The organism is Intestinimonas sp. HCP28S3_D6, from assembly GCF_052065695.1.
Lineage (GTDB): Bacteria > Bacillota > Clostridia > Oscillospirales > Oscillospiraceae > Intestinimonas.
This window is the reverse complement of sequence record NZ_JBQHTM010000007.1, coordinates 14,191-27,040: the sequence shown is the minus strand read 5'-3', so window position 1 is coordinate 27,040 and position 12,850 is coordinate 14,191. Positions and strand designations below refer to the sequence as shown.

Sequence of the window (12,850 nt, the reverse complement as noted above, 5' to 3'; positions counted from 1 at the left end):
GCCGCCCATGTTTTTTGCACATTTGCAAGCATACTGACATGAACACTGGGAGCGATTACCATTGCTGACATTGACCACACTGGCCAGCGGCTCCTCCGGCAACTGCGCCCTCCTCTCCGACGGGGAGACCCATCTGCTGCTGGACGCGGGCATCTCCTGCCGCCGGATCTGCACCGCCCTGGCCGGGCTGAACATCCCGCCGGAATCTCTGGCCGGGGTCCTCATCACCCATGAGCACGCCGACCACATCTCCGGCCTTGCCACCCTACATAAGCGGTTCCGCCTGCCGGTCTACACCAGCCCCGGCACCGCCCGGCAGCTGTGCTACCGCATCGCCGCCCTGGAGGACGTGGTCCGGACCTGCGCCCCGGGGAGCAGCTTCACCGTGGGGGGCCTGGACGTGGAGACCTTTCCCATCTCCCACGATGCCGCCGAGCCCATGGGCTTCGCCGTCTCCAGCGGGGACCGGAAGGCCGCCCTGGTCACTGACCTGGGGGTGGTGACCCAGGCCGTCCGGGACGGCATGGCGGGGGCCCAGCTGGTGCTGGTGGAGGCCAATCACGACCCCGACTGGGTCCGCTCCGGACGCTACCCCTACTACCTCCAGGCCCGCATCCTGGGGGAAAAGGGCCACCTGTCCAACGAGGACGGAGGCGCCCTGGCCCTCTCCGCCGTGGACGGAGGCGCCCGGGCCGTGGTGCTGGCCCACCTGTCCAGGGAGAACAACACCCCCCAGCGGGCCTTTGATGCCGTCAGCGCCATTCTGAGCGACCACGGCGCCCGGGAGCCGGGCCTCACCCTGGCGGTGGCCCCCCGGGACCAGACCGGACCCGTCTACACCGTATAAGGAGGCCGCTATGCTGGACGTTCACATCCTCTGTGTGGGGAAGCTGAAGGAGAAATTCTATACCGAGGCGGCGGCGGAGTACGTCAAGCGGCTGGGGGGCTACTGCCGCCTCACCCTGACAGAGCTCCCCGAGGAGCGGCTGCCCAAGTCGCCCTCCCGGGCCCAGATCGACGCCGCCTTGGAGAAGGAGGCCGCCGCCGTCCGTGCCAAGCTGCCCCCCAACTCCAGCCTGGTGGCCCTGTGCGTGGAGGGGAAGCTGTGCTCCAGCGAGGACCTGGCCAAGCTGGTATCCGACTGGAGCCTGAGCAGCGCCAAGCATCTGGTCTTTCTCATCGGCAGCTCCTACGGCCTCCACCCCTCCCTGAAGGCCCAGGCCTGGGTGAAGCTGTCCATGTCCCCCATGACCTTCCCCCACCACCTAGCCCGGGTCATGCTGCTGGAGCAGGTCTACCGGGCCTTCAAGATCAACGAGGGCTCCGATTACCACAAGTGAAGCCGTTTCTCTGTCAGTTTTCAACAAATAACCATTGTAGTCTACCCGGAGATTGTGCTATAATTTTGACAACAAAGATGATGGGAGGTCCTTCCAATGTCCTACCGAGATACATATGAAAAGTGGCTCCACAGCCCCGCCCTGTCTCCCGAGGAGAAGGCCGAGCTGGAGAATATTTCCGGCGACGAAAAGGAGATCGAGAGCCGTTTCTTCGCCCCGCTGGAGTTCGGCACCGCCGGACTCCGGGGCACCATGTGCGTGGGTCTGCACCAGATGAACGTCCATGTGATCCGCCACGCCACCCAGGCCTTCGCCGAGGTCATCAAGGCCGAGGGGAAGGAGGCCATGGAGCGGGGTGTGGCCGTCTGCTTCGACTGCCGCAACCATTCCGCCGAGTTCGCCCGGGAGACGGCCTGCGTCATGGCGGGCAACGGCATCAAGGTCCGGCTCTTCGAGTCCCTGCGTCCCACCCCCGAGGTGTCTTTCGCCGTCCGGGAGTACCACTGCATCGCCGGCGTCAACGTCACCGCCAGCCACAACCCCAAGGAGTACAACGGCTACAAGGTCTACTGGCAGGACGGCGCCCAGCTGCCCCCCCACCACGCCGACGCCATCGCCAAAAAGATGGCCGAGCTGGACCTCTTCGACTCCATCGTCCGCATGGACTATGACGAGGCGGTGAAGGCCGGCCTCATCACCCTCATGGGGGCGGAGACCGACGAGAAGTTTTTGGCCAACGTCATGGGCCAGGTCAACGACAAGGCGGCGGTGGAGAAGGTGGCCGATACCTTCAAGATGATCTATACCCCCTTCCACGGCACCGGCTACAAGCTCATCCCCGAGGTGCTCAAGCGCTTGGGCATGAAGCACGTCATCTGTGTGCCCGAGCAGATGGTGGTGGACGGCAACTTCCCCACCGTGGTCTCCCCCAACCCGGAGAACCCCGAGGGCTTCTACCTGGCGGTGGACCTGGCTAAGAAGGAGGGCGCCGACTTCATCCTGGGCTCCGACCCCGACGCCGACCGTGTGGGCATCATGGTGAAGAACGACAAGGGCGAGTATGTCACCATCACCGGTAACCAGACCGGCGTGCTGCTGCTGGACTACCTCATCGGGGCCAAGAAGCGCACCGGCAAGATGCCGGAAAAGCCGGTGGCCCTCAAGACCATCGTCACCACCGAGATGGCCCGGAAGGTGGCCGAGACCAACGGCCTCCAGTGCTATGACACCTTCACCGGCTTCAAGTTCCTGGCCGAGAAGAAGGACAAGCTGGAGAACGCCGGCGAGGGCAAGGTGATCTTCGCCTACGAGGAGAGCTACGGCTACATGCTGGGCGACTACGTCCGGGACAAGGACGCGGTGACCGCCGCTCTGTGCCTCACCGAGATGGCGGCCTGGTACGCCGGGCAGGGCATGACCCTGTACGACGCCCTCCAGAAGTGCTATGAGAAGTACGGCTTCTACGCTGAAAAGACCCTCAACCTGGTCATGCCCGGTCTGGACGGCCTCAAAAAGATGGCCGACCTGATGGCCGGCCTGCGGGAGCACCCCCCGGTGGAGATCTCCGGTGTGGCGGTCCTCCAGCAGAAGGACTACAAGGACGGCTCCGTGGTCAACGTCTCCGACGGCGCCAAGTCCGCCATGGAGCTCTCCGGCTCCAACGTGCTGCGCTATGAGATGGCCGACGGCACCAGCCTCATCGTCCGGCCCTCCGGCACCGAGCCCAAGGTCAAGGTCTACATCCTGGCCAACGGCGCGACCCAGGCCGAGTGCGACGAGAAGGTGGCCAAGTACGCCGTCTGGGCGGAGTCCCTCAAGGGCTGAGCACAGACCAAAACGACGACAGCCCCGCTGTCTCCTACGGGAGATGGCGGGGCAGTTTTTGCCTTTTTTCGTTCTGTAGATCCCGGTTATGGGACTGCTCCCCGTAAAACAGCAGCAGAGTTTCCTTTATCTTCCAAAAAGTACAACTTTACCGGCTGGTACAACTATGGTTGAGGAGGGATGCAATTATGGCAACATACACACCGAACTACGGGCTCCACCAGTGGGCCCCGGAGGACAAGTTCCTGCGGACGGATTTCAATGAGGACTTTTCCAAACTGGACACGGCGCTGAAGGCGGCGGAGGGGGAGATCGCGGCGGCGGAGGCGCGGAGCACAGAGCGGCTGGCGGTGGTGGGACACGATGTCTACAATCTGATGCTCCAGAGCCACTATGACGGTAAGGTCACAGGTTGGAAAAAGGCCCTGGTTTTTGACGGTTTTCAGGACAAGAACCTGGTGGCAGAGGCGTCAAATAGTCTGGCTTTTTTGGATCGTGAAGTAGGTCTGGGGCGGACGGCACAAAATAGCATCAGTCTGGGTTATGGAGCGCAGCCACTCTTCCTGTCTAATATACGAAAAACACCTGTCCGTAGCAGCCTGGGGTATGCCCTGCTCACCGGGATCAAGGTCAAGACTCAGGTACAATATGTAGAACAAGATTCCGCAAAGACCAATTACCAGGTGGACATCAACAATGTGGAGGCGGCGAGCGGACAATCTTCCCTTGTTTTTCAAGGAACCCCGTTGGAACAGACCGTACTTTTTTCTTCTCCGGTGATGCTGTGCCCGGGGGATTCTGTAACGGTGAGCCTGTCGTTCAGCGCCAACTCCTGTATGGTCTTTCCCAGCGCCGGCGGCACAACCGACCTGGGCGGTACTCTGCTGATCACCCCGCTGTATGGAGAAACGGGTACGATCACTACCCCGGCGCTGACATTACCCGTCCGTCAGTCCTGCCGGGCGTGGGTACGCCACATGGGCGGGCAGGTGGCGCTTACAGTCCGGGACCAGGACGGAGCGGAGACGCCCCTTCCCGCTGTGGGCAGCCGAACCACGGTTAACGCAGCCGGGAACGCCTGTGTGGAACGGGAATTTTATCTCCCGAACGCCCCGCAATCGGAAACACTCGCTTTTTCCCTGAATCTCCAGCTTGGGGAAAGCGATGCCATGCAGGTGTATGACTACGGTATTTTACTGCTATAAGTAGAATAATAAAGACCCGAGCCATTTGGCTCGGGTCTTTGTGCTAATTGATGCCGTAGTATGCTACAATTTAGGTAAGAGAATCAGTCAGCGTGGGAGAAACATCAGCATCAGCAGTAGCAGTCACAGTGCCGGTGATGGTGAAGGTACCGCTAGTCGAAGTGCTGGATCCAGCGGTAATGGTGATCACCAGACCAGTCATGGAGCAGTTGGTGCCATCAACCTTGGTGGCAAGACCAGGAAGACCGCCCAGCTTGTCAAGAGTAATGTCACCAGACTTGGTGGCAGTACCATTCACAGTCACAGTGTAGGTAACAGTGTCACCAGACTTCACGTGGTCCTTGTCTGCGGTCACAGCCACACTCACACCACTGCCGTTCACCTCAGCAGAGGAACGATCGGTAATGGCATAGTAACCATCATCCAGAACCACGTCCTGGGCAGGCATGGTCCAGCTGCTCAGGCTGGAGATGGCCACGGGAGTGGCGCCATTGATGCGGACACAGGTGCCGGTCAGGCCCTTGCTAGTCAGGTTGACAGTCTCACCAGCCAGGTGAGTCTCAGAGGGCTTACCGGGGATGGTCAGGGTATAGGTGGCAGCAGCCCCGATTACAAAGGTGTACTTGGTCTCCACAGGAACCTTGGCGCCATCAGTGGTGGTGACGGTCAGGGTCAAAGTGCCGGCCTCGCCGTTTGCGGTAGCCACGTACACGTCAGCCAGAGTGCCGTCGTTGCGGAACACAACCTTCCGGGCATTGTCGGCATCCAGAGTGCCAGTGACCTCAACGTCGGTAACCTCAGAGGTGCCGGTGGAAACCAGGCCCAGCTGAACCTTGGTGCCGGTCTCAGAGCCGGTGATCTTCCACTCGGTCTTGGCATCGTCGGCGGTCAGGTTGACAGTCTTGGCGTTGTAAGCGGTATCCACGGCGCCCTTGGTAGGAGCCTCAACGTTGGCGGTGGTGGGCTCGGCAGAGACGTTGTAAACATTGACCACATAGGTGATCACGCGGGTAGCCTTGCCGTCCTCGGAGATGTTCACCTTCACGGTGACCACACCGCCATTCTCCAGAGCGCCAGCGGTGTAGACAGTAGTGGTGGCCAGATCCATACCCTTACCAGGATTGGCAACAGTAGCCTTGCTGCCGGTACCGGTCTCAATAATGGAAACCTCAATTTTCTGATTTGCCTTATAGGTGCTGTTCAGAGTGACAGCCAGCTGCAGAGTGTTGCTGCTGGCAGCATTGATCCAGTTAGCGGTACCACCGTTGGCATCAAAAGTAACGGGGTTGCCCTTATCATCCACCAGGCTGCCGCCAGTGACGGTCAGAGTAGCGGAGGTAGGAGCAGCGGTCAGGTCGCCGTCCACACGGTCATAGACGAAGGCGGCCTTCACGTTCTTGTCGGAGTCGAACACCAGGGCGACCTTGTCCAGCTTCTGGAAGCTGGTCTCGAACACGCTCTTGGCGTCCTCGGCGTCCACGTCCTCCACGTTCCAGATCTTGGCGTTGGACAGAACGGCATAGCTGTTCACGCGGGCGGTGTTGTTGTCGGCATCGGCCACGGAGATGCTGCCGTTGCCCACAGCGGTAACCTGCAGGCCATTGTCCAGGTAGGTGGTCTGGTTGTCAAAGGTGACATACTCGCCGCTCATCTGATACTCGTGGACGTTGGACTTGCTTGCGCCCTTGTCGGTCTTGGAGCTGACGGTGCTGATCTCGCCGTTCTCCAGAACCACAGGGTAGGTGTAGATGGTCTCGCCGTTCACAGTCTTGGAGCTGTAGTTGCTGTACACGAAGGCGTAGTTGGAGTTGGAGGTGTAGGAATCAGTCACCTCAACATAGATGGCCTTGGCAGCAGCGGTGGAGCCGGCGGGCTGATAGTAGATGGCCTGGCTGGTGCCCTTGGTGGTCAGATCATTGGCACGCAGGTTGTTCAGGCCGTTGACCACGCTGTAATTGCCGTCCTTGTCCTTCACGAAGAAGACAGTCTTGTTGTCGGCCATCAGGCTGACAGCGCTGTTATCAGTCTGCTTCAGGAAGTCATACTTGGACAGGCTGTTGCGCAGGGTCATGGAAGTGGTGTTGTAAGCGTTGTGATAGTTCTGGGTGCTGGCATCAGGATTGATCAGGGTGATGGTGTTGCCGTCCAGAGCATAGCTCACCAGAGTGGGGGTGCCGGCCATAGCCATCACGGTGTCGTACATGGCCTTCTCCTTGACGGAGGTGGAACCGGTCTTGCCGAACTTGTTGGCGGAAGCCAGCAGGTTCACGTCGTACTTGCCGGTGGAGCCGTCGGCCAGGATGACCTTGACCTCAGCAGCCCAGAAGCCGGAGATGCTGCCGGTGGAGTTGACGCCGGTGATCACGGCGTAGTTGCCGATGACGCCCTCGTCCTCAACATAGCCCAGGATGTTGCCGTTGGGATCCAGGTACAGGGTGTAGGCGCCGTCCACCATCTCCTGCATGGTGGTAGCCAGAGCGGCGGGAGCAGTGGAATCCAGATACTGCACGTCGGGAGCCAGGTTCTTGCCGGAGCCCTGGCCATACTTGACGTCGTCAATGGTGATCTTGCTCAGCTGGGCATAGGTGGCGTTGTCGGTATAGGCGGACACGGTGCCGGACACGGTGGTAGCCTTCTCCAGCACGTAGGTGTCGTCGTAGTTGTAGACCAGGACATAGTCGCCCTGAGCCACATCCTTAGGATTCAGCACGTCGACGAAGTCAACAGAGCCAATGCCGGAGATATTCAGCTTCTCGTTGGACTCGCTGTAGGTGTTGATCTTGGCCAGAGCGGGGTTCTTGGCGATGATGTAATCAACAGTACCATCAGCGTTGTTGTCGATGAAGGTCTGGGTCACGCCGGGCATACCCTGGGTACCAGTATAACCAAAGCCAGCCTTGGCGGTATCATCCTCAGTGATGGTCACACCAGCAGCACCGCCGCCAGTGACAACGCCAGAAGCGTTCACTTCCAGATCTTTAACAGCAATGCCGGAACCCTTCAGGGCGTCCTTCACATCGGAGGCCTTGGCCAGACGACCGGTGGTAGTGACCACGGTGTTGTCCTGAGACACGATGGGAGTGCCGATGACCTTGGAGGAAGCGGCGTTAGGAGCCAGATCGTTCAGGCCCTGAACATACAGGACGACCTTCTGGCCCAGCAGGGAGCTGTCAATGTCCACAGGGAAGGTCCGGTCGGCAGGAGCAGCGGGGCTGCCGGTCATAATGACGTCGCCGCCATTGATGGACACGTTGGTCAGACGAGTCTTGCCAGCCACGGTGGTGGTGCCGTCCAGAGAGATGAGGCTGGTGGCCTCAACAACGCCCTCGACCTTGTCCACCTTGAACTTCTCAACGAGAACGGTGGAGTCCTCCTTGGTCTTGTTCAGGGGCTGGGGATACACGACGCCGTCGTAGCTGCCCTCCAGGTTGCGGTACTCGACCATCCAGGACTGGACGCCGTTGTACAGCATCTGGGCGGTGTCGTCACGGGTCAGGCCCTCATCGGGGTTGATCTTCATGTCGGCGAACAGGTCAATGTCGTTGCCCTTGGTCTGGACATTGATGGCCCAGTTGGCGCCGGTGAAGCCCTCGATGTCGCTGCGGTAGCCCAGCATGGTGAGGATCATCTTGGCAGCCTGAGCGCCGGTGACCTGGTCGTTGGGACCGAAGGTGCCGTCGCCGCGGCCGTCGATGATACCCAGGCTGGCAACGTAGGCGATGTAGGACTCAGCCCAGTGGCCCTTGGTATCGGTGAAGTTGGCGGTGATGGAGCCCAGGGTGGGGTCCTTGCCGCCATTCAGGGTGACGGCGATCAGCTTCGCCATCTCAGCACGGGTCACGATCCCGGAGGGATCATAGGACCCGTCGTCCTTGCCGTTGATGACGCCCAGGGATACCATGGTCATCACGGCCTCAGTGTTGACGATCTGGTCCTTGTCGGAGAAGTCGTCAATGCTCACAGCGCCGGCGCCAACGACCATCATGGACATGACCATGACGAAAGCCAGAGCCAGGCTGAGAGCCCGCTTGAGGTTTCTCATTCGGAATTCCTCCTTCTAAAATTTGGGGTAAATGGAGTATTTTAGCTAAGAATCCGAACTTTTTCGGGCATTAGCCAAGTATAACGCCCCTTACACTGCAAAAAACGGGCAGTCTTTTCCACAAAATGTGGAAAAGACTGCCCGTTTTGATGAAAAAAGTTCCCTTGGTAGCATCTTGGTAGCATTTTATTTCAGCCGTTTTTTGAATCCCTTGCGCCCCAAGGGTTTGAGTCGGTTTTTTGGTAGCATTTTGGTAGCATCGCAAAAATTTTTTCCTCATTGGTGTACGCAAGCGTGCAACTTTTGGGGGTGTTTTCAGGTAGGTTGAGAGGAGGGTGCCGGTGAAAAACGAAAGGCAATGGAGAGACGATGTGCTCCGAAGGCTGGAACGACTGGCTGACCAAAAAGCCAACGACGCCGTCAAACTGGCCTTCCTGACCGAGGAGCGGATCGAAGAGATCGACCAGATGGATCTGCGGGCCCTGACCGAGCTCAAACGACATGGTAACGGCGCCGTGGAGATCAAGCTCATCGACAAGGTCCTGGCCCTGGAAAAGCTCTGCGAGATCGCTCACAAGGGCGGCGACGGCGCCGAACACTTCTTCCGCGCCCTGGAGAGCTCCGCACGGGGCCGGGACGGCGGCCAGGACGGAGAACAGGAGGAGATCAAGTGATCCGGGGATTTTCCCCAAAACAAAAGCAGGTCCTCACCTGGTGGTGTGACCCCAGGACCCGGGGTCGGGAGGCCGTCATCTGCGACGGCGCCGTCCGCAGCGGCAAAACCATGTGCATGGGCCTGAGCTTCTTTTGCTGGGCCATGGCCTCCTTCCAGAAACGGCAGTTCGCCCTGTGCGGGCGCTCCATGGGCAGCGTGCGGCGGAACCTCCTGGCCCCGGTCCGGCCCCTCCTGGAGGAACTGGGCTTCGAGCTGGAGGAGCGGCTCTCCCGCAACCTGCTCACCGTCCGCTTCGCCGGAAGGGAAAATACCTTCTACCTCTTCGGCGGCAAGGACGAGGCCAGCGCCGCCGCCATCCAGGGCGTCACCCTGGCCGGCGTCCTCCTGGACGAGGTGGCCCTCATGCCCCGCTCCTTCGTGGAGCAGGCTGTGGCAAGGTGCTCCGTGGAGAGAAGTAAAGTGTGGTTTTCCTGCAACCCCGAGGGTCCGGGACACTGGTTCTTCCGGGAGTGGATCGCCCGCAGGGAGGAAAAGAGAGCCCTCTACCTCCACTTTACAATGTGGGACAACCCCTCCCTCTCCAGGGAGACCATCCTGCGCTACCAGCGGCAGTTCCGGGGCAGCTTCTACCGCCGCTTCGTCCTGGGGGAGTGGACCACACCCGAGGGGCTGGTCTACGACTTCTTCGGCCCCGACTATGTTCAGAGCTCCCCCGCGGAGCCCATGGAGGCATGGCGGGTCTCCTGCGACTACGGCACCGTCAACCCCGCCTCCTTCGGTCTGTGGGGTAAACAAAACGGAGTCTGGTACCGGGTGCGGGAGTTCTACTTTGACTCCAAAAAGGAGGGCTGCCAGCGCACCGACGGTGAGTACGTCCGGGATCTCCGGCGGCTGGCCGGAGGGCGGAAGCTCCAGCGGGTCATCGTGGACCCCTCCGCAGCCAGCTTCCTGGAGGCCCTCCGCCGGGAGGGCTTCCCCGTGGTCAAGGCCAAAAATGACGTCCTCTCCGGTATCCGCACTACCGCCGAGCTGCTGCGCCAAAGGCGCATCGTCATCTGTGAGGACTGCCCCGACATCCTCCGGGAATTCGGCCTCTACCGATGGGACCAGAAGGCCGGTACCGACCGGGTGCGGAAGGAGTTTGACCACGCCATGGACGATATGCGCTACTTCGCCGCCGACCTGGCCGCCGAGACACATACCGCCGCCGCCGTGGGCTTCGTGGAGCGGGGACGCTTTTGAGAACGACCGACAAAGGAGGGTTTGCCATTGCGCTTTGAAAAGAAACCGCCCGCCATCGCCACCGCCGCCGCCCAGCTCCGGGGCGGCGGGCGGCACCCCTTTGGGGTGCTGGACCGATACGTCCCCCTGGACACCGCCCAGATCCCCCTCTACCGGGCTGTGCGGGAGGCCGTCCCCATCGTGGACGCCGCCCTCTCCAAGCTCATCCGGCTGGTGGGCGGACTGACGGTGGTCTGCGACCACACCGCCGCCCAGGCGGGGCTGGAGCGTTTCCTCACGGAGGTGGACACCGGCAGGGGACAGCGGGGACTCCAGTCCTTCCTGGACTGCTATCTGGATACCATGCTCACCTGCGGCCGGGCCGTGGGAGAGCTGGTGCTGGACCGGGAGGGTAGAGAGATCGCCGCCCTACTGTGCGGCGACCCCGCCTTCCTGGAGATCCGGGAGGGAGACTCCCCCCTGGACTTTCAGCTGTGCGCCCGGGATGAGAGCGGGCAGATCAAACCCCTGCCCTACCCGGACCTGCTCCTCTTCACCCCCTTCCAGCCCCAGGCCGACTGCCCCTACGGCGTGTCCCTCCTGCGGTCCATGCCCTTCCTCACCGAGATCCTCCTAAAGATCTATCAGGCGGTGGGCATGAACTGGGAGCGGGTGGGCAACCTGCGCTTCGCCGTCATCAACAAGCCCGAACAGGGATTGGACGGCGCCAGCGCCCAGGAGCGGTGCGCCGCCCTGGCACGGGAGTGGTCCGCCGCCATGCAGGCCGGCCGGGACGGTAGCGTTCGGGACTTCGTGGCCGTGGGCGACGTGGACATCAAGGTCATTGGCGCCGACAACCAGATCCTGGACAGCCAGGTGCCCGTGCGGCAGATTTTAGAGCAGCTGGTGGCCAGGACAGGCATTCCACCCTTCCTGCTGGGCCTGTCCTGGTCCTCCACCGAGCGGATGAGCACCCAGCAGGCCGACATGATGACCAGTGAGATCACCGCCATCCGCCGCTCCCTGGAGCCGGTGGTCCGGCGGATCTGCCGGCTGTGGCTGGCCGTCCACGGCTTCGGTACCGACGTCCGCATCGAGTGGGAGGACATCAACCTGCAGGATGAGGTGGAGGAGGCCAAGGCCGACCTCTACCGGGAGCAGGCCAGGGCTCTGGCCATACAGAACGACGGAGAGAAGTGATTGGAGGGATGGATTTGGAGGTAAAGAAAGCCGCCGGTGTGGATGCCGGTCAGGTCGCCGATGAGGCCGAGCTGGCCCTCATCCACCGGTTCAGCCGGAAACAGCTTACCGCCGACGAGGTGTACCTCTTTACGGTGCGGCTGTGCGACAACGAGGTGGACCGGGACGGAGAGCGGTTTGCCCCCGAGACACTGGAGGCCCTGGCACAGGCCTTCGTGGGCAAGAGCGGGATCTTCGACCACCAGTGGAGCGCCCGGGGACAGACCGCACGGATTTACCGGGCGGAGGTGGTCACTGAGCCCGGCCGCCTTACAAAGGCGGGAGATCCCTACCGATATCTCAAGGGCTGGGCCTACATGCTCCGGACCCAGGCCAACGCCGACCTCATCGCCGAGATCGAGGGCGGCATCAAAAAGGAGGTCTCCGTGGGCTGCGCCGTGGAGCGGACCGTCTGCTCCATCTGCGGCGGCAACATGGCCGCTGGGGACTGCGGACACATCAAGGGACACGAGTACGACGGAAAGCTGTGCTGGGGAGAGCTCACCGGGCTTACCGACGTCTACGAGTGGTCCTTCGTGGCTGTCCCTGCCCAGCCCGAGGCCGGCGTCCTCCAAAAGTCCAAGGCCGCCGGAGTGCTGCGGAAGGCCCTGGCGGGACAGGACCGGCCCATGGAGGCCCTGGAACAGCTGGAGCGGGAGGCCAGCCTGGGCCGGCGCTATTTGGAGGGGCTCCGGAAGGAGGTGGCCCGGCTGGGCGGCCTGGCCGGTACCGGCCTGGACGCCGCCGCCCTCCGGCCCATGGTGGACAAGCTGGAGGAGCCTGAGCTCCTGGCGCTGAAGAAGGCCTATCAGGCTAGGGTGGCCCAGCGCTTCCCCGTGGAGGTGCAGCTCACCTACCGGGGGGAGCGCCGAAACGACGAGAGGCAGGACGGCGCCTTTTTGATCTGAGTTTCCACACATTTTATATATGGAGGTCGAGAGAATGAAGAAGGTTTCGTTTGAGGAGATCGGCGCAGTGGTGGCTACCTTCCTGGCCGGCGAAAACGCCAAAAAGGGTCAGATGGTGAACCTCTCCGCCGCCAACACCGTGGACGGCTGCTCCGCCGACGGCAAGTTCTGCGGCCTGGCTCTGGATGTCACCGGGGACGGTGTAGCCAGCGTCCAGGTGTGCGGCTTCGCCCAGGTGCCCTGCAACGACGCCGGCGTTACCCCCGGCTGGGTAGCCCTGGCCGCCGACGGCACCGGCGGCGTGAAGAAGGCGGCCAGCGGCGGCAAGGAGTATCTGGTGGTCAGCGCCGACGCCGACGCCCAGACCGCTGTGGTATTGCTCTAAGAAGAAAGGG

General features: G+C 61.7%; 10 protein-coding genes. 9 read left to right on the top strand and 1 reads right to left on the bottom strand.

Annotated features, from left to right (window positions below; all coding sequences use genetic code 11):
• Positions 1 to 61 precede the first annotated feature (61 nt).
• From ACTNBK_RS04015 to ACTNBK_RS04000, 4 genes are all read left to right on the top strand, one after another.
• Positions 62 to 847 carry an MBL fold metallo-hydrolase gene (locus ACTNBK_RS04015; protein ID WP_441143828.1) on the top strand — a complete coding sequence of 262 codons (786 nt, stop codon included), beginning with the start codon at positions 62 to 64 and terminating at the stop codon, positions 845 to 847.
• A 10-nt stretch (positions 848 to 857) separates the two neighbouring features.
• Positions 858 to 1,340: a 23S rRNA (pseudouridine(1915)-N(3))-methyltransferase RlmH gene (locus tag ACTNBK_RS04010; protein WP_130851057.1), complete on the top strand. Its 483-nt coding sequence runs from the start codon at positions 858 to 860 to the stop codon at positions 1,338 to 1,340.
• 96 nt (positions 1,341 to 1,436) lie between these two features.
• On the top strand, positions 1,437 to 3,164 hold the full coding sequence (locus tag ACTNBK_RS04005; RefSeq protein WP_441143826.1) for a phospho-sugar mutase: 1,728 nt from the start codon (positions 1,437 to 1,439) through the stop codon (positions 3,162 to 3,164).
• A gap of 188 nt (positions 3,165 to 3,352) precedes the next feature.
• Positions 3,353 to 4,369, top strand: coding sequence for a hypothetical protein (locus tag ACTNBK_RS04000; RefSeq protein ID WP_441143824.1), 1,017 nt, complete (start codon positions 3,353 to 3,355; stop codon positions 4,367 to 4,369).
• Positions 4,370 to 4,439: 70 nt separating this feature from the next.
• Here ACTNBK_RS04000 and ACTNBK_RS03995 read toward each other — a convergent pair whose 3' ends face one another.
• On the bottom strand, positions 4,440 to 8,411 hold the full coding sequence (locus ACTNBK_RS03995) for an S-layer homology domain-containing protein (protein ID WP_441143822.1): 3,972 nt from the start codon (positions 8,409 to 8,411) through the stop codon (positions 4,440 to 4,442).
• Between the two features lie 341 nt (positions 8,412 to 8,752).
• On the opposite strand from ACTNBK_RS03995, the gene ACTNBK_RS03990 reads away from it, so the two are divergent.
• The 5 genes from ACTNBK_RS03990 to ACTNBK_RS03970 are packed head-to-tail and all read left to right on the top strand — an operon-like array spanning position 8,753 to position 12,840.
• Complete coding sequence (locus tag ACTNBK_RS03990; RefSeq protein ID WP_441143820.1) at positions 8,753 to 9,085, top strand: XRE family transcriptional regulator; 333 nt, start codon at positions 8,753 to 8,755, stop codon at positions 9,083 to 9,085.
• Complete coding sequence (locus ACTNBK_RS03985) at positions 9,082 to 10,329, top strand: PBSX family phage terminase large subunit (RefSeq protein ID WP_441143818.1); 1,248 nt, start codon at positions 9,082 to 9,084, stop codon at positions 10,327 to 10,329. Before ACTNBK_RS03990 ends, ACTNBK_RS03985 begins: the two co-directional genes overlap by 4 nt.
• 27 nt (positions 10,330 to 10,356) lie before the next feature.
• The gene (locus tag ACTNBK_RS03980) at positions 10,357 to 11,508 is read left to right on the top strand and encodes a serine/threonine protein phosphatase (protein ID WP_441143816.1); all 1,152 of its coding nucleotides are present in this window, start codon (positions 10,357 to 10,359) and stop codon (positions 11,506 to 11,508) included.
• A 14-nt stretch (positions 11,509 to 11,522) separates the two neighbouring features.
• The gene (locus ACTNBK_RS03975; RefSeq protein ID WP_441143814.1) at positions 11,523 to 12,455 is read left to right on the top strand and encodes a hypothetical protein; all 933 of its coding nucleotides are present in this window, start codon (positions 11,523 to 11,525) and stop codon (positions 12,453 to 12,455) included.
• A gap of 34 nt (positions 12,456 to 12,489) precedes the next feature.
• On the top strand, positions 12,490 to 12,840 hold the full coding sequence (locus ACTNBK_RS03970; protein ID WP_441143813.1) for a hypothetical protein: 351 nt from the start codon (positions 12,490 to 12,492) through the stop codon (positions 12,838 to 12,840).
• Positions 12,841 to 12,850 lie beyond the last annotated feature (10 nt).